Origin of the sequence: Micrococcus cohnii (assembly GCF_014205175.1) — a bacterium.
Lineage (GTDB): Bacteria > Actinomycetota > Actinomycetes > Actinomycetales > Micrococcaceae > Micrococcus > Micrococcus cohnii.
Window position 1 is genome coordinate 2,054,756 of the sequence record NZ_JACHNA010000001.1, and the last position, 16,036, is coordinate 2,070,791.

Sequence of the window (16,036 nt, forward strand, 5' to 3'; positions counted from 1 at the left end):
AGCAACTATAGTCTCGCCAGGGTCGCCCCACCACCCTTATGACGGCAGTCACGCCTGCGCCGGTTAGGCTGGACGACATGACTGCGCGCTTCCTTCAGATGATCGACCTGCCCGAGCCCGGCGCCTCGATGCTTGCCGAGGCCGGTCACGTCACCCGCGCCGACGAGGTCGTCGGCCGCGACCTCGCCGAGCTCACCTGCTCCGGTGACTATGACGTCGTCGTGTGCGCCCTGGACCAGCGCTTCGACGCCGAGCTGCTGGCTGAGGCGAAGCTCGCGGGCATCGCCAACTACGCGGTCGGGTACAACAACATCGACATCGCGGCGGCCGAGCGGGCCGGAATCCTCGTCGGCAACACCCCGGACGTGCTGACCGGCGCGACCGCGGACATCGCCCTGCTGCTGATCCTCGGGGTCACCCGCCGCGCCGTCGAGGGGGAGGCCATGATGCGTGAAGGCCGATTCACCGGCTGGCGTTCGGACCTGCTCGTCGGCAAGGACGTCGCCGGCGCCACCCTCGGCCTGGCCGGGTTCGGCCGCATCGGCCGCGCCGTCGCCGAGCGCGCCCTGGCCTTCGGCATGGAGGTGATCTTCGCCCCGCGCCCGCCGGCCCACCGTGAGGTCTCCGACGAGGAGCTCGGCGCGCTCGCCGGTCGGGTGCGCCAGGTCCGCTGGGAGGAGCTCGTCGAGCACTCCGATGTGCTGTCTCTGCACGTCCCGCTCACTGACGCCACCCACCACCTCGTCGACGCCGACGTGCTGGCCCGCATGAAGGACGATGCGGTGCTGATCAACACCGCGCGCGGCCCCGTCGTGGACGAGTCGGCGCTGGTGACGGCGCTGCGCGAGGGGCGGCTGTTCGGCGCCGGCTTCGACGTCTACGAGCATGAGCCGGCCATGGCGCCGGGCCTGGCGGAGCTGCCGAACGTCATGGTGCTGCCGCATCTGGGCTCCGCGACCCGCGACACCCGCGCCGCGATGGCGGAGCTGACGGCCCGCAACGCGATCGCGATGGCCACCGGGGCGCCGGTCCCCGCGCGTGTCACGGCCTGAAGCCTCCGGCGGCGCCCGGCGGTCCCGACGGCCTAGAATCGGGGACCGTGACCTCCCAGAATCCCGCTTCGCAGCCCGAGTCCACCGTCGACCATCACGATCAGCAGGCCGTGCGCGCCGCCAAGCGCGAGGCGCTGATCGCCGCCGGGGGCGAGGCCTACCCGGTGCGGGTCGAGCGCTCCCACTCGCTCGCGCAGGTGCGCGCCGAGTTCCCGGACCTCGAGCCCGGTGCCGAGACCGGCGTCACCGTGAGCGTGACCGGGCGCGTCGTCTTCCTGCGCAACACCGGCAAGCTGTGCTTCGCGACGCTTCAGGAGGGCGGCGAGGACGGCGAGGGAGTGCGCCTGCAGGTGATGGTGTCTCTGGCCAATGTCGGCGAGGATCAGCTGGCGCAGTGGAAGAGCGTCGTCGACCTCGGCGACCACCTCGCGGTGACGGGCGAGGTCATCGCCTCGCGTCGCGGTGAGCTGTCCGTCATGGCCTCGTCCTGGACGATGGCCTCGAAGGCGCTGCGCCCGCTGCCGGTGTTGCACGCGGACCTCAACGAGCAGACGCGCGTCCGCCAGCGCTACGCAGACCTGATCGTGCGTGACGAAGCCCGCGAGATGGTCTACCGCCGCGCGAAGATCACCGCCGCCGTGCGCCGCACCCTCGAGGGTCACGGCTACGTGGAGGTCGAGACGCCCATGCTGCAACTCGTGCACGGCGGTGCGCAGGCCCGGCCGTTCGAGACCCATCTGAACGCCTTCGACCAGGACATGACCCTGCGCATCGCGACCGAGCTGTACCTGAAGCGCGCCGTCGTCGGCGGCATCGACCGCGTGTACGAGCTGGGCCGGGTGTTCCGCAACGAGGGCGTCGACTCGACGCACTCGCCCGAGTTCACGACCCTCGAGTCCTATGAGGCGTGGGCGGACATGTACGTCATGGCCGAGCGCATGAAGGAGATCATCCTGAACGCGGCCGACGCGATCGGTGCGGGGCGGCGGATCGAGACCGAGGACGGCGTCATCGACCTCGACGGCGACTGGGCCTGGGTCGAGGTGTACCCGGGCCTGTCCGAGGCCGTCGGTCAGGAGATCACGCCCCAGACCGACGCGGAGACGCTGCGCGGGATCGCCGAGCGCCACGAGGTGAAGATCGACCCCGCCTGGGACGCCGAGAAGCTCGTCATCGAGCTGTTCGGCGAGATCGTCGAGCCGACGCTGATGAACCCGACCTTCGTGTACAACTACCCGCCGGCCGCGCAGCCGCTGGCGCGTGCGCACCGTGAGAAGCCGGGCGTCATCGAGGCGTGGGACCTGATCATCGGCGGAATGGAGCGCGGCACCGCGTTCTCCGAGCTGATCGATCCGGTCGTGCAGCGCGAGCGTTTGACCGCGCAGTCGCGTGCGGCGGCCGCGGGCGACGACGAGGCCATGCAGCTGGACGAGGACTTCCTGCGGGCCCTGGAGTACGGCGCGCCGCCGATGGGCGGCATCGGCCTGGGCATCGACCGGCTGGTCATGCTCTTCACCGGCGCCGGCATCCGCGAGACCATCCTGTTCCCGCTGCTTAAGCCGGAGGCCTGAGGCCATGGACGCGTTCTGGGAGTACTTCTCCGTCCTCGCGCCGTCGATCGGTCTGGCCCTGATCTTCTGGCTGGTCATGCGCTCGTTGTTCCGTGCGGACACGGGAGAGCGTGAGGCGCAGAACCGGCGCCTGACCGGCGAGGACGACCGTGCCGCCCGGGAAGAGCGTGAAGCGCGGGAATGGGCTCGCGCTCGAGGCGACAAAGCCGGCCACGGAGAGTGAACTCCGCTCCGGCCGATCGGACATGCCTTTTTACCGCATTTGCATACCTGGGTTATTCTTAGTTGTGGTTTACGCTCACATAATGGTGAACGTGGAGCCGACAGCGTGAAACGAAAAGTTCCGGGCGTGCGTGGCGCGAGAATCCGGACGGCATGAATGCGGAAAGGCAGACGAACATCGTGGCTCAGAAGGTGGAAGTGGTTCTCGTCGACGATCTGGATGGCTCGGCCGCCAAGGAGACGGTGATGTTCGCCCTGGACGGCCGGCACTACGAGGTGGACCTGTCGGAGGAGAACGCCAAGCAGTTGCGCGACTTCCTCAAGCCGTACATGAAGAAGGGCCGTGCGGTGGCCCCGCCCTCGCCGAAGGCCGAGGCCGCGGAGATCCGCAAGTGGGCCGCCGAGAATGGCTATGAGGTCTCGGCGCGTGGCCGTCTGCACCGTGACGTCGTCGAGGCCTACCGCAACTCGCGACGCAAGTGACGCCGTCCCTCGTGCTCGTCCGAGTGCGGGGAACGGGCCGGTTCGGTGCGCCGAGGCGCACGGGACAGGGCGGCTGACTCGCTTCACCCTGTGGCGAACAGCCGCCCTTCGGCGTGCCCGGGGTGCGTAGGCTCGGGGCCGAACGTCAGCCAAGGAGTGTGCCATGTTTGAGAGATTCACCGACCGTGCCCGGCGGGTGGTGGTGCTCGCGCAGGAAGAGGCGCGGATGCTCAACCACAGCTACATCGGCACCGAGCACATCCTGCTCGGGCTGATCCACGAGGGCGAGGGCGTCGCCGCGAAGGCGCTCGAGTCCATGGACATCTCCCTCGCCGCCGTGCGGGAGAAGGTCCAGGAGGACATCGGCCAGGGCCAGCAGAACCCGCCCGGCCACATCCCCTTCACCCCGCGCGCCAAGAAGGTGCTCGAGCTGTCACTGCGTGAGGCGCTGCAGCTCGGCCACAACTACATCGGCACCGAGCACATCCTGCTCGGTCTGATTCGCGAGGGTGAGGGCGTCGCCGCGCAGGTGCTGGTGAAGCTCGGCGCGGACCTGAACCGGGTGCGTCAGACCGTCATCCAGCTGCTCTCGGGCTACCAGGGGAGCGGGTCCGGCGGCAAGGAGACCGCGGGCGTCGGCGCGGGCCCCTCCGGCGGTTCCGACGGCCAGAACGCCGGTTCGGTCGTGCTCGACCAGTTCGGGCGCAACCTGACCGCCGCCGCCAATGAGGGGCAGCTCGACCCCGTGATCGGCCGCGCGGAGGAGATGGAGCGCGTCATGCAGGTGCTCTCCCGCCGGACGAAGAACAACCCCGTGCTCATCGGCGAGCCCGGTGTGGGCAAGACCGCCGTCGTCGAGGGGCTCGCTCAGGCGATCCATCACGGCGACGTGCCGGAGCCGCTCAAGGACAAGCAGCTCTACTCGCTCGACCTCGGCTCGCTCGTGGCCGGTTCGCGCTACCGCGGCGACTTCGAGGAGCGCCTGAAGAAGGTGCTCAAGGAGGTCCGCACGCGCGGCGACATCATCCTGTTCATCGACGAGATCCACACGCTCGTCGGTGCCGGCGCTGCCGAGGGCGCGATCGATGCGGCGAACATCCTCAAGCCGATGCTCGCCCGTGGTGAGCTGCAGACGATCGGCGCGACCACGCTCGACGAGTACCGCAAGAACATCGAGAAGGATGCGGCCCTCGAACGCCGCTTCCAGCCGATCCAGGTGAACGAGCCGTCCGTCGAGGACGCGACCGAGATCCTGCGCGGCCTGCGCGACCGGTACGAGGCCCACCACAAGGTGTCGATCACCGACGGTGCCCTGCACGCGGCGGCGTCGATGGCCAGCCGCTACATCTCCGACCGCTTCCTGCCGGATAAGGCGATCGACCTGATCGACGAGGCCGGCGCGCGCCTGCGGATCCGCCGCATGACCGTGCCGCCGGAGATCAAGGCGTACGAGGAGCGGATCGCGGAGGTCCGGACCAAGAAGGAGGCCGCGATCGACGGCCAGGACTTCGAGGCCGCCGCCGCCTTCCGCGACCAGGAGAAGCAGCTCGAGGACGAGCGACGCGAGAAGGAGGACGCCTGGCGCACCGGAGCCGACTCCGACGTCGCCACCGTCGACGAGGACCTGATCGCCGAGGTGCTGTCCAAGTCCACCGGCATTCCGGTGTTCAAGCTCTCCGAGGAGGAGACCGACCGGCTCAAGAACATGGAGGCGGAGCTGCACCAGCGCGTCATCGGGCAGGACGAGGCCATCACATCCCTCTCCCGCGCCATCCGGCGCACCCGTGCGGGCCTCAAGGACCCGAAGCGCCCGTCGGGGTCGTTCATCTTCGCCGGCCCCACGGGCGTTGGCAAGACGGAGCTGGCCAAGTCCCTCGCGGAGTTCCTCTTCGGCGAGGAGGACGCGCTCATCACCCTGGACATGTCCGAGTTCCAGGAGAAGCACACGGTCTCGCGCCTGTTCGGCGCCCCTCCCGGCTACGTCGGCTACGAGGAGGGCGGCCAGCTCACCGAGAAGGTGCGCCGGCGTCCGTTCTCCGTCGTGCTGTTCGACGAGGTCGAGAAGGCCCATGCGGACCTGTTCAACTCGCTGCTGCAGATCCTTGAGGACGGTCGCCTGACCGACTCGCAGGGTCGCGTCGTGGACTTCAAGAACACCGTCATCATCATGACGACGAACCTGGGCACCAAGGACATCTCCAAGGGCGTCATGACGGGCTTCGGGTCGACGACGAACGAATCGTCGAGCTACGAGCGCATGAAGGGCAAGGTCCGTGAGGAGCTGCGCCAGCACTTCCGGCCGGAGTTCCTGAACCGCGTGGACGACGTGATCGTGTTCCCGCAGCTGCAGAAGCGCGAGATCGTGGAGATCGTGGACCTGTTCATCGCGCGCCTGAGCGAGCGGCTCGCCGAGCAGGAGCTGTCGATCGAGCTCACGGACGCGGCCAAGGACCTGCTGGCCGAGCGCGGCTACGACCCGGCCATGGGCGCTCGGCCCCTGCGCCGCACCATTCAGCAGATGCTGGAGGACCAGCTCTCCGAGAAGATCCTCTTCGGGGAGATCCCGGCCGGCTCGCTGATCTCGGTCGACGTGACCGGTGAGGGGGCGGACGCCGAGCTGACGTTCTCCTTCTCGGGAGGCACCGAGCAGCTGGAGGGAACGCCGATGGCCGAGCTCGAGTCGGGCGAGTGATCCCCCGCTGACCTGGGGCGACCACGCGCTGTGCTGAGAGCGAAGCGCCAGGGGTGGTCCCTGCCGTCGGGATGCGCCTACCCTGGGGCCAGTTGCCGTGAGGCGGCTGCGGAACGGAATCGGCCACGGGCCGGCTCCGGGCCGTGGCCGCCGCCGGTGAACTGACCGTCCCCGAGACACGAAGGAGAATCCTCATGGACATGAACAAGATCGGCGATATGGCCAACCAGCACTCGGACAAGATCGACGACGCCCAGGAGCAGCACGGCGACAAGCTGGGCCAGCACTCCGACAAGATCAACAAGGGCATCGACGCCGCGCAGGATCACTTCTCCAAGGACGACGAGCAGAAGTGACCCACGGCGCGGCACCGTCCGCGCAGATGTGACGCTCACGCGCGTCACGAGAGCCCCCGCACCGAGCTGTTCACGCAGCCCGGTGCGGGGGCTCTGGCGTGCCTACACTGGTGCGCATGAGCTCCGACGTGGTCCTGCGCCCGGCCCGCACGCGTGACGTCGCGGCGATCCAGGCCCTCGTGCAACCCCTGGCCGAGCGTCGGGTGCTGCTGCAGAAGGAGAAGGTGGCCTATTACGAGGCCATCCAGGAGTTCGTCGTCGCCGAGGACCGCGCAGGCACACTGCTGGGCTTCGGGGCCCTGCATGTGATGTGGGAGGACATCGCCGAGGTGCGCACCCTGGCCGTGTCCGAGGCGGCACGCGGGCGCGGTGTGGGGCACCGGCTGCTGCAGGAGCTGCTGGAGCAGGCGCGCCGGCTGGGCGTGGCCCGCGTGTTCTGCCTGACCTTCGAGGTCGACTTCTTTCAGGCCCACGGCTTCGAGGTGATGGCCGATCAGTCCGCGGTGGACCCGAACGTCTACGCCGAGCTGCTGCGCTCGACCGACGAGGGCGTCGCGGAATTCCTCGACCTCGCCCGGGTCAAACCGAACACCCTCGGCAACACCCGCATGATCCTCACGCTCTGAGCCGGTCCCGGCGTCGCCGCCTGTGAGCCGGCCCCTCACCGAGGGAACGTCAAGCGCCCGTCCTGGTCAGTGAGCAGCCCGTCGTCCAGCAGCCCCGCGAGGGCGCGATCCCACTGGGCGGGAGCCGGGCGATGCGAGCCGAGCCGTCCGGTCTTCGCGACCGCCGCGGCCAGGCCTTCCCGATCAACCGAGCCGTCGGCGCGCACCGCGGCCATGATCGCGCCGCGCACCTGCCGGTCCGTCCCCGCCCAGGCCTGCCGCCGCGCCGGCGTCTGTGCCGCGGGGGAGCCGGCGGCCCGCCACGCGCAGCGCTCTCGCAGCGGGCAGTGGTCGCACCGCGGCGCACGCGCAGTGCACACGAGGGCGCCCAGCTCCATGACGGCCGCGTTCCACCGGTTCGCGCGGTCGGTCCGCGCGGGCATGAGCGCCTGAGCCAGGCGCATCTCCGCACGGGTCAGGGAGGCTCCGGGCAGGCCGATGCCCGTGACGGCGCGGGCGATCACGCGCCGGACGTTGGTGTCGACGACCGTCTCGGGGATGCCGAACGCGAAGCTGGCCACCGCCGCGGCCGTGTACTCTCCGATGCCCGGCAGGGCACGCAGCGCCTGCGGGTCGGCGGGGACCTGCCCGTCGTGCCGGTCCACGATGGCCTGTGCGGCCTCCTTGAGGCGCAGGGCGCGGCGGGGGTAGCCCAGCCGGTCCCACGCGGTGAGGACCTCGGCGGTGTCCGCGGCCGCGAGGTCGGCCGGGGCGGGCCAGCGCGCGAGCCAGGCGCGCCAGCGCGGCAGTACCCGGACGACCGGGGTTTGCTGGAGCATGATCTCCGAGACCAGCACGCCCCAGGCGGAGCACCGCGGAGACCGCCACGGCAGATCGCGCGCGTGGACGTCGAACCAGGCCAGCACGGGCTCGTGCAGGTCGGTGTGCCGGTCTACGGCGGTCACATCGTCGGCTGCGGGCATGGCCTCCACTGTAGAGGCGGGCCGGAACCCTACCCTGGATCCCATGCCTTCCCCGCAGCGTCCCGGTCGTCGCGCTCCCGTGTCCCCCGCCGTGTACCGGCGGCGTCGCCTCGTCGTGGGCACGGCGGCGCTGCTCGTCCTGGCACTGCTGGTGTGGGGCGGCGTGGCCGTTGCGGGGCTGATCGGCCGGGCCCTCGCGCCTGAGCCGCAAGCCGGCGGCAGCGCCCCGGCCGGCGCGTCGGCGCCCTCGAGCACGGCGGAATCCTCCGGCGAGACGTCCGAGGGTCCCGAGAGCTCCGAGGCAGCCGCCGAGCAGACCGACGCATCCGCAGACAAGGACGAGCGCGGCGAGGGCGAGGACCGGAAGACGCCCGCGGAGGACGCCTCCTCACCGAGCCCGACGCCGACGCCGTCGATCGACGCGCCGCCGTGCGAGTCCTCGGACATCCGACTGACCGCGGCCACCGACAAGCCGGTCTATGCGCGAGGCGAGAAGCCGGAGCTGGCGTTGCGCGTGATGAACCTCTCCTCGAAGCCGTGCACGGTGAACGTGGGGACGAAGGCGCAGCGCTTCGAGGTGAAGGACAAGGACGGGGAGCGGGTGCTCTCGACGCGCATCTGTCAGAAGGGCGCGGAGGACCAGGACATGGTGCTCGTGCCGCACGACGAGCAGACCGCCCTGTTCGAGTGGGACCGGCGGCACTCGGCGACCCGGGAGTGCACTAAGCGGGGCAAGGTGGCCGAGTCCGGCTCGTACCGTCTGACGGTCTCACTCGGTGAGCACACCTCCCAGCCCGTGGCCTTCCGCCTGACCTCGGATGAGAAGGCCGGCGAGGACGACTGAACCGGCGGCGGCCGCCAGGGCCGGTGCGGACGGTGGTCGGGTCTAGCGGGTCCAGGTCGGGATGGTCCCGAGGGCCTCGGAGAGGGTGCTGACCTCGGCCACCGTGAACCCGGCCGGGATCTGCCCGAGCGGTTCGGGCGAGCGGGGCACCAGGGCGCGGGTGAAGCCGAGTCGGGCGGCCTCGCGCACGCGGCGACCGATCCCGGGCACCGGACGCACCTCCCCGGCCAGGCCGAGCTCGCCGACGGCGATCATGCCCGCGGGGACGGGGGCCCCGAGCTTGGCCGAGGCCACGGCCACGGCGACGGCGAGGTCCGAAGCGGGCTCGGCCAGGCGCACGCCGCCGACGGTGGCGACGTAGCAGTCGTCCTGCGCGAGGGCGAAGCGGGCGCGGCGTTGCAGCACGGCCATGAGCATGTGGACGCGGGCGGCGTCCACGCCCGAGACGGTGCGACGCGGGCTCCCTCCGGCCGAGGGGGTCAGCAGGGACTGCACCTCGGCCACCAGGGGTCTTCGCCCCTCGAGGGTCACCGTCACGCAGGTGCCCTCGACCGGGTCCTGGGTTCCGGAGAGGAACAGGCCGGAGGGATCGTCGAGGGATTCGATGCCGTCCTCGCGCAGGTCGAAGCAGCCGACCTCGTCGGTGGGGCCGAAACGGTTCTTCACGGCGCGCACCAAGCGCAGACGTGAGTGCCGGTCTCCCTCGAACTGGCAGACGACGTCCACGAGATGCTCGAGCAGGCGGGGCCCGGCGATCGTGCCGTCCTTGGTGACGTGTCCCACGAGGATCGTCGTGATGCCCTTCTCCTTGGCCGTGCGGATCAGGCTGGCCGCGACCTCGCGCACCTGGGTGACGCCGCCGGGGACACCGTCCACCTCGGCGGACTGCAGCGTCTGCACCGAGTCGACGATGACGAGCGAGGGCTCGATCCGCTCGATCTGACCGAGCGCGCGGGCGAGGTCGGTCTCCGCGGCGAGGTGCAGGCTCGGGGCGAGCGCGTCGATCCGGTCACCGCGGGCGCGCACCTGCGCGGCCGACTCCTCACCGGTGACATACAGCACGGGGCGCGACTCGCCCTGCCCCCGTGCGGTCTGCGCGGCGACGTCGAGCAGCAGGGTGGACTTGCCGATGCCCGGTTCGCCGGCGAGGAGGATGACCGCCCCGGGCACGAGGCCGCCGCCGAGCACGCGGTCGAGTTCGCGCACTCCCGTGGTGCGGAACGAGGCCGCAGAGGCGTCCACGTCGGCGATCACCGGGGCCGGCTGGGCGACGGTCGAGGCCTTCGTGCGTCCCGTCGTGGCCCCGCCGGAGGCCTCCTCGACGGTGCCCCAGGCCTGGCACTCCCCGCAGCGACCCACCCATTTCACGGTGGTCCAGCCGCATTCGGAGCACACGTAGCCGGGGGATCTTCCGCGCGAGGACGTCGTTCGAGCCATAGGGCCCACTGTAGGGCTGCGGCGGAGACGCTAAGGCCCGCCCCTGTGCCGTGGGCGGCGTCCTGCCGTCAGAGCGCGGGCAGGCAGGCGACCGCGTCCTCGTGGCGGGCGCCGGTGGCCTCCATAAGATCGACGATCATCGGGCGCAGCAGCATGATGAGGGCCTCCCCATGCACCGAGCCGCCGCCGAGGCGGGCGGGGTCCAGGCGAGCGGCCGCCGCGCCCAGGGCGTCGCGGGCGCCGGCGAGGGCCTGGTGGCGCCCCGCCGCGCCCGGCTCGCCCAGCGAGCGGTGGAGCACCTCCACGGCGTCCGCGGCCTCGTCGAACCAGGCGGCGAGCCGCTCGGTCGCGTCGTCGTCGAGTCTTGCGTGGTCGATCAGGCTGACGACGCGCCGCGCCACGATCCGCAGCGACCGCACCGCCAGGTCAGAGCGGTCGACCGCGGTGCCCACATCGCGAATGTACTCCCGGCGGCGGCGCTCGATGGGGGAGTAGCGAGTGACCTCGCGGGACTGCTTGAGCTCACCGCGCAGGTCGTCGATGACGGCCTGGGTGCCGCGACTGGAGACGAGGGCCATCCAGGCCGTGCGGGACTCGTTCTCGCGCAGGGCGGTCGAGAGGTCGCGCAGCACCGAGACCATCGGTGAGTACAGAGAACGCAGTCCGTGCAGGGCGCCGCGTCGCGTGTCGTGCGGCGTCAGGAAGGTGACCAGCAGGGCGAAGCAGACCCCGACGACGGCGTCGGCGCTGCGGGAGAACGGCCCGTCCGCGGAAGAAGGGAGAAGCACGACCAGCACGGACTGCAGGGACATCTGCGTCGTGAAGATGGCTCCGGGGTCCAGGAACCGCGCGATCATCAGGGAGACGAAGAGCACCACGACCGCTTGCCACATACCGCGGCCCAGCGTGAGCATGAGCAGATCGCCGATCAGGATCCCCAGGGTGCATCCGACGGACACCTCGATCACGCGACGCATGCGCGGGCCGCGGGTGAATCCGAGGGCCACGAGCAGCGCGGTCGCGGCGAAGAGCGGCTCGGCGTGACCGAGCACGGCCTGGGCGAACCAGAAAGCGCCGACGGCGGCCAGCGCGGTCACCGCGGCCTGGCCGACGGACTGGCTGGCGCGGCGCAGGCCGGCGCGCCAGCGGCGACGCAGAAACGTCGTGATTCGGTCCCTGACGGGCTGTGACGCCACGTGGGGCACCGTTCCCGTGGCGGTGGAGAGGCGTTCTTCCATGAGACTCAGCGTAAGCGGAGCCCCGATTCGCGCAGGAAGTGTCCTGTGTCACCTCTGTGACACCCCCATCGACTCTGTGTTTACCGTGTGTTCACACTCTTCGGCCCGGAGGTTCATATGTCGCACGTACCGTCTTTCGAGTGCGGCGACCGCCGGGCACCGTCTCCAGTGGGCGGCCGCGCGCACCACACGCAGTCATCACCACCTCTTCGAAAGGGGCACCTTCCATGAAGGCTTTCCGCGTCGGCCGCTCTGCCGCACTCCTCTCTGTTGCCGCCCTGGCCCTGACCGCCTGCTCCTCCGCCGACAACGGCGGTGGCAACGGCGGCGAGAACGGCGGCGGCAACTCCAACGCCTCGGGCACTCTCACCGGCGGCGGCGCCTCGTCGCAGGAGGCGGCCATGACCGCCTGGAAGGACGGCGTGAAGTCGGTCGCCTCCGACCTCACCGTCCAGTACTCGCCGGACGGCTCGGGCGCCGGCCGTGAGGGCTTCCTCGACGGTCAGTTCTCCTTCGCCGGCTCCGACGCCGCCATGGACGAGGAGGAGCTGGAGAAGTCCAAGGAGGTCTGCGGCGACAAGGGCGCGTTCCACGTGCCGGCCTACATCTCCCCGATCGCCATCGCCTACAACCTCGAGGGCGTCGAGGGCATCAAGATGGACGCCGAGACCATCGCGAAGGTCTTCTCGGGCGAGATCAAGAAGTGGAACGACGAGCAGATCCAGAAGCAGAACGAGGGCCTCGAGCTGCCGGACAAGGACATTACCGTCGTCCACCGCTCGGACGACTCGGGCACCACCGAGAACTTCACCGCCTACCTCACCGAGGCCGCGGGCGACGCCTGGAAGTACGACGAGGTCGAGGTGTGGCCGGGGGAGATCACCGCCGAGTCCGCCCAGGGCACCAAGGGCGTCGTGGGCCTGGCCTCCGACACGGACGGCGCGATCACCTACACCGACGCCTCCGCTGCCGGTGATCTGAACACCGTGCACGTGGGCGTGGGCGAGGAGTACGTCGAGTACTCCTCCGAGGCCGCCGCGGCCGTGGTCGACAAGTCCGAGCAGAACGAGGACGGCTCGATCAAGCTCGACCGCGCCACCGAGGAGGAGGGCGTCTACCCGGTTGTGCTGGTCTCCTACCACATCTACTGCAACGAGTACCAGGACCAGAAGACCGCCGACCAGGTCAAGGCCTTCGCTGAGTACGTCGTCTCCGAGGACGGCCAGAAGACCGCCGAGGAGAGCGCGGGCAACGCCCCGATCTCCGAGGACACCCGCAAGGCCGCCCAGGAGCGCATCAAGAAGATCTCCGCCCAGGGCTGATCCGGGCCCATTCGGCAGTGCTGCGCTCCAGCCGTCGGTCCCGCCTCGAGCGGGATCGACGGCTGACGTGCCGAAAGGGGCCGCCGCGGTCCAAGCGTCGTCGTTGTCCGTGCACACCGCAGTCCAGTGAAGGAAACTGAGGAAAGCATCGTGTCTTCCACCCCCGCTGAGTCGGCCGCCCCGCGGTCCTCGAACCTGAAGTCCTCTCGCGGCGGCGCCGCCGGGGACAAAGTCTTCTCCGCGCTCTCCCTGGGCGCGGGCATCCTGATCCTGCTCGTCCTCGCGTTCGTGGCGCTCTTCCTCGTCAGCGAGTCCTTGCCGGCGCTCATGCCAGAGGCGTTCGGGGAGGAACTGAAGTCAGCCGACTCCTTCTTCGACTACGTGTGGCCGCTGATGGCCGGCACGCTGATGGCCGCGATCATCGCGATCCTGTTGGCCACGCCGGTGGCGGTGGGCGTGGCGCTGTTCATCTCCCACTACGCGCCGCCGAGGATCGCGCAGCCGGTCGGCTACGTGATCGATCTGCTCGCGGCGATTCCCTCCGTCGTCTACGGCGTGTGGGGCTGGCTGACGCTCGCGCCGATGATGGTGCCGATCTACTCGTGGCTGCATGAGTACCTGGGCTTCATCCCGTTCTTCGGCGGCTCGGTCACGACCACGGGTCGCACGCTGATGACCTCGGGCGTCGTTCTAGCGGTGATGATCCTGCCGATCATCACCGCCATGTGCCGAGAGATCTTCACGCAGACGCCGAAGCTGCATGAGGAGGCCGCGCTCGGTCTCGGTGCCACGCGCTGGGAGATGATCAAGATGACCGTCTTCCCGTTCGCCCGCGCCGGCATCATCTCCTCGATCATGCTCGGCCTCGGCCGTGCGCTCGGCGAGACCATGGCCGTGACCATGGTGCTCTCCCCGGGCGCCTTCAACTGGTCGCTGGTCCAGTCCGGCGCCAACGCCACTATTCCCTCGGAGATCGCGCTCAACTTCCCGGAGGCCTACGGCATCCGGCTCAATGAGCTGATCGCCGCCGGCCTCATGCTGTTCGTGATCACCCTGATCGTGAACATGGTGGCTCGCTGGATCGTCAATAAGCACAAGGAATTCTCGGGGGCCAACTGATGAGCACTGCATCGAACACGACTCCCTCGCGGGAGAACACGGCGGCCACGCCGCAGCACAACTCGCTGACCGGTGGCCGAAAGCCCGGCTGGGTGTGGATGGCCGTCCTGGCCGGGGCCCTCGTCGTCGGCGTCCTCCTGACGTTGCTGCTGGGCGGCTTCAGCATCGCCGGCACGGTCATCATCGCCGCGATCGTCTTCGTGGCGGGCATGTTCATCGTGGACATGGTCATGGAGAACCGTCGCCGTGCGACGGACAACCTGTGGAAGCACCTCGTGTGGGGCGCGTTCCTGCTGGCGCTCGTGCCGCTGGTCTCCGTGCTCTGGTCGGTCATCGCCACAGGCCTGCCGACGCTCGTGAGGCAGCCGCAGGTCATGGCCTATGACATGGCCGGCGTGACCGGCGTGGACGACGCGGACTACGCCGACGCCGGCAACCCTGCCGGGGGCCTGGCCGGCGGCTTCGTGCACGCCCTGATCGGCACCGTGCTGATCACGCTGATCGCGACGGTGATCTCCGTGCCGATCGGTCTGCTGACCTCGATCTACCTCGTCGAGTACGGCCGCGACGGCTGGTTCTCCCGCGCCATCATCTTCTTCGTGGACGTCATGACGGGCATCCCGTCCATCGTGGCCGGACTGTTCGCCTTCGCCGCGATGCAGCAGATCCTCGAACTGGTCATGGGCCCCGGCCCGGCGGCCCTGCAGTCCGTCCGCATGGGCTTCACCGCGGCCATCGCGCTGAGCGTGCTGATGATCCCGGTCGTGGTCCGCTCGACGGAGGAGATGCTCCGCGTCGTCCCGAACGAGCTGCGCGAGGGCTCCTATGCGCTGGGCGTGCGCAAGTGGCGCACCATCTCGAAGGTCGTGCTGCCCACCGCGATCTCTGGCATCGCCTCGGGCATCACCCTGGCGATCGCCCGCGTGGCCGGTGAGACCGCCCCGATCCTGGTGACCGCCGGTTTCGCCGCCGCGATCAACACGAACCCGTTCTCCGAGTGGATGACCGCACTGCCGGTGTTCATCTACCGTCAGCTGGTGTCACCGACCTCTCCCGCCACGGGCGATCCGTCGCTGCAGCGCGCGTGGGCCGCGGCGTTCGTGCTCATCGTCATCGTGATGAGCCTGAACCTGCTCTCCCGCATCATCGCCAAGTCCTTCGCACCCAAGACCGGCCGGTGACCGGGACGTGGCCGGCGCTCCCCGCGCCGGCCACGTCCAGTCCAGCTCTCCCAGACTCCCGCTTCGCCAAGCGATCCCGTAAAGGAAACTGCACTCATGTCCAAGCGCATCCAGGCCATCGACGTCGACGTGTTCTACGGCAAGTTCAAGGCCGTCGAGGGTGTCAACATCGACATCGCTCCTCGCTCCGTCACCGCGTTCATCGGCCCGTCCGGCTGCGGCAAGACCACCTTCCTGCGCAGCATCAACCGCATGCACGAGGTGCTTCCGAACGCCCACGTCGACGGTCAGCTGCTGCTCGACGGTGAGGACATCTACGCCAAGGGCGTGGACCCGGTGACCGTCCGTTCGCAGATTGGCATGGTCTTCCAGCGCCCGAACCCGTTCCCGACGATGTCGATCCGTGACAACGTCCTGGCCGGGTACAAGCTCAACGGCACCCGCCTGAACAAGTCGGACTCCGATGCGATCGTCGAGCGCTCCCTGCGCGGCGCCAACCTCTGGAACGAGGTCAAGGACCGCCTCGACAAGCCGGGCTCCGGCCTCTCGGGCGGTCAGCAGCAGCGTCTGTGCATCGCCCGCACCGTGGCGGTGTCGCCCGACATCATCCTCATGGACGAGCCGTGCTCCGCGCTCGACCCGATCTCGACGCTGGCCGTCGAGGACCTGATCAACGAGATGAAGGAGGAGTACACGGTCATCATCGTCACGCACAACATGCAGCAGGCCGCGCGTGTGGCGGACAAGACCGCGTTCTTCAACATCCAGGGCGTGGGTGAGCCGGGCAAGCTCATCGAGTACGACGCGACGACGAACATCTTCAACAACCCGTCGAACCAGCAGACCGAGGACTACGTCTCCGGCCGCTTCGGCTGATCCTGGAGGCGTCCTGGTCAGCGCGGACGCGACACCACCGGCCCCGTCCTCCGAC

Annotated in this window: 15 protein-coding genes; 12 read left to right on the plus strand and 3 right to left on the minus strand. The window is 69.6% G+C overall.

Annotated features, from left to right (window positions below; all coding sequences use genetic code 11):
* Positions 1 to 77 precede the first annotated feature (77 nt).
* The 7 genes from HDA30_RS09355 to HDA30_RS09385 all read left to right on the plus strand — a co-directional run bounded on the left by HDA30_RS09355 (position 78) and on the right by HDA30_RS09385 (position 7,002).
* Positions 78 to 1,052, plus strand: a complete 975-nt coding sequence (locus HDA30_RS09355) for a 2-hydroxyacid dehydrogenase (protein WP_184241956.1) — start codon at positions 78 to 80, stop codon at positions 1,050 to 1,052.
* Positions 1,053 to 1,099: 47 nt separating this feature from the next.
* The gene (gene lysS, locus HDA30_RS09360) at positions 1,100 to 2,623 is read left to right on the plus strand and encodes a lysine--tRNA ligase (protein ID WP_158496972.1); all 1,524 of its coding nucleotides are present in this window, start codon (positions 1,100 to 1,102) and stop codon (positions 2,621 to 2,623) included.
* 4 nt (positions 2,624 to 2,627) lie between these two features.
* Positions 2,628 to 2,846: a hypothetical protein gene (locus HDA30_RS09365; protein WP_158496973.1), complete on the plus strand. Its 219-nt coding sequence runs from the start codon at positions 2,628 to 2,630 to the stop codon at positions 2,844 to 2,846.
* 179 nt (positions 2,847 to 3,025) lie between these two features.
* A complete protein-coding gene (locus tag HDA30_RS09370) occupies positions 3,026 to 3,328 on the plus strand; it encodes a histone-like nucleoid-structuring protein Lsr2 (protein WP_158496974.1) in 303 nt (100 codons plus the stop codon).
* Positions 3,329 to 3,491: 163 nt separating this feature from the next.
* Positions 3,492 to 6,020 carry an ATP-dependent Clp protease ATP-binding subunit gene (locus HDA30_RS09375; protein WP_184241959.1) on the plus strand — a complete coding sequence of 843 codons (2,529 nt, stop codon included), beginning with the start codon at positions 3,492 to 3,494 and terminating at the stop codon, positions 6,018 to 6,020.
* Positions 6,021 to 6,214: 194 nt separating this feature from the next.
* The gene (locus HDA30_RS09380) at positions 6,215 to 6,376 is read left to right on the plus strand and encodes an Rv0909 family putative TA system antitoxin (RefSeq protein ID WP_184241961.1); all 162 of its coding nucleotides are present in this window, start codon (positions 6,215 to 6,217) and stop codon (positions 6,374 to 6,376) included.
* Between the two features lie 116 nt (positions 6,377 to 6,492).
* The gene (locus HDA30_RS09385) at positions 6,493 to 7,002 is read left to right on the plus strand and encodes an amino-acid N-acetyltransferase (protein ID WP_158496976.1); all 510 of its coding nucleotides are present in this window, start codon (positions 6,493 to 6,495) and stop codon (positions 7,000 to 7,002) included.
* A gap of 35 nt (positions 7,003 to 7,037) precedes the next feature.
* Here HDA30_RS09385 and HDA30_RS09390 read toward each other — a convergent pair whose 3' ends face one another.
* Positions 7,038 to 7,964, minus strand: a complete 927-nt coding sequence (locus HDA30_RS09390; protein ID WP_158496977.1) for an HhH-GPD family protein — start codon at positions 7,962 to 7,964, stop codon at positions 7,038 to 7,040.
* A gap of 43 nt (positions 7,965 to 8,007) precedes the next feature.
* On the opposite strand from HDA30_RS09390, the gene HDA30_RS09395 reads away from it, so the two are divergent.
* Positions 8,008 to 8,808, plus strand: coding sequence for a hypothetical protein (locus HDA30_RS09395; protein WP_184241963.1), 801 nt, complete (start codon positions 8,008 to 8,010; stop codon positions 8,806 to 8,808).
* A 42-nt stretch (positions 8,809 to 8,850) separates the two neighbouring features.
* Here HDA30_RS09395 and radA read toward each other — a convergent pair whose 3' ends face one another.
* Complete coding sequence (gene radA / locus HDA30_RS09400; RefSeq protein ID WP_184241965.1) at positions 8,851 to 10,245, minus strand: DNA repair protein RadA; 1,395 nt, start codon at positions 10,243 to 10,245, stop codon at positions 8,851 to 8,853.
* Positions 10,246 to 10,313: 68 nt separating this feature from the next.
* Positions 10,314 to 11,483 (minus strand): FUSC family protein, encoded by a 1,170-nt coding sequence (locus tag HDA30_RS09405; protein WP_184241967.1) that lies wholly within the window; start codon positions 11,481 to 11,483, stop codon positions 10,314 to 10,316.
* Between the two features lie 227 nt (positions 11,484 to 11,710).
* Between HDA30_RS09405 and HDA30_RS09410 the strand changes: the two genes are divergently transcribed.
* The 4 genes from HDA30_RS09410 (at position 11,711) to pstB (ending at position 15,981) form a co-directional block, all read left to right on the plus strand.
* Positions 11,711 to 12,805 (plus strand): phosphate ABC transporter substrate-binding protein PstS, encoded by a 1,095-nt coding sequence (locus HDA30_RS09410; RefSeq protein ID WP_158496981.1) that lies wholly within the window; start codon positions 11,711 to 11,713, stop codon positions 12,803 to 12,805.
* Positions 12,806 to 12,955: 150 nt separating this feature from the next.
* Positions 12,956 to 13,924, plus strand: coding sequence for a phosphate ABC transporter permease subunit PstC (pstC, locus tag HDA30_RS09415; RefSeq protein ID WP_158496982.1), 969 nt, complete (start codon positions 12,956 to 12,958; stop codon positions 13,922 to 13,924).
* A complete protein-coding gene (pstA, locus tag HDA30_RS09420) occupies positions 13,924 to 15,105 on the plus strand; it encodes a phosphate ABC transporter permease PstA (protein ID WP_158496983.1) in 1,182 nt (393 codons plus the stop codon). The genes pstC and pstA overlap by 1 nt, the downstream gene beginning before the upstream one ends.
* Positions 15,106 to 15,201: 96 nt before the next feature.
* Positions 15,202 to 15,981, plus strand: a complete 780-nt coding sequence (gene pstB / locus HDA30_RS09425; RefSeq protein WP_158496984.1) for a phosphate ABC transporter ATP-binding protein PstB — start codon at positions 15,202 to 15,204, stop codon at positions 15,979 to 15,981.
* The last annotated feature ends 55 nt before the right edge of the window (positions 15,982 to 16,036 follow it).

What these genes read in the sequence shown, in the direction of transcription:
- HDA30_RS09355 (WP_184241956.1), top strand. Translation starts at nt 78, where the DNA reads ATGACTGCGCGCTTCCTTCAGATGATCGACCTGCCCGAGCCCGGCGCC.
- HDA30_RS09365 (WP_158496973.1), top strand. Translation starts at nt 2,628, where the DNA reads ATGGACGCGTTCTGGGAGTACTTCTCCGTCCTCGCGCCGTCGATCGGT.
- HDA30_RS09375 (WP_184241959.1), top strand. Translation starts at nt 3,492, where the DNA reads ATGTTTGAGAGATTCACCGACCGTGCCCGGCGGGTGGTGGTGCTCGCG.
- HDA30_RS09380 (WP_184241961.1), top strand. Translation starts at nt 6,215, where the DNA reads ATGGACATGAACAAGATCGGCGATATGGCCAACCAGCACTCGGACAAG.
- HDA30_RS09385 (WP_158496976.1), top strand. Translation starts at nt 6,493, where the DNA reads ATGAGCTCCGACGTGGTCCTGCGCCCGGCCCGCACGCGTGACGTCGCG.
- HDA30_RS09390 (WP_158496977.1), bottom strand. Translation starts at nt 7,964, where the DNA reads ATGCCCGCAGCCGACGATGTGACCGCCGTAGACCGGCACACCGACCTG.
- HDA30_RS09395 (WP_184241963.1), top strand. Translation starts at nt 8,008, where the DNA reads ATGCCTTCCCCGCAGCGTCCCGGTCGTCGCGCTCCCGTGTCCCCCGCC.
- radA (WP_184241965.1), bottom strand. Translation starts at nt 10,245, where the DNA reads ATGGCTCGAACGACGTCCTCGCGCGGAAGATCCCCCGGCTACGTGTGC.
- HDA30_RS09405 (WP_184241967.1), bottom strand. Translation starts at nt 11,483, where the DNA reads ATGGAAGAACGCCTCTCCACCGCCACGGGAACGGTGCCCCACGTGGCG.
- HDA30_RS09410 (WP_158496981.1), top strand. Translation starts at nt 11,711, where the DNA reads ATGAAGGCTTTCCGCGTCGGCCGCTCTGCCGCACTCCTCTCTGTTGCC.
- pstA (WP_158496983.1), top strand. Translation starts at nt 13,924, where the DNA reads ATGAGCACTGCATCGAACACGACTCCCTCGCGGGAGAACACGGCGGCC.
- pstB (WP_158496984.1), top strand. Translation starts at nt 15,202, where the DNA reads ATGTCCAAGCGCATCCAGGCCATCGACGTCGACGTGTTCTACGGCAAG.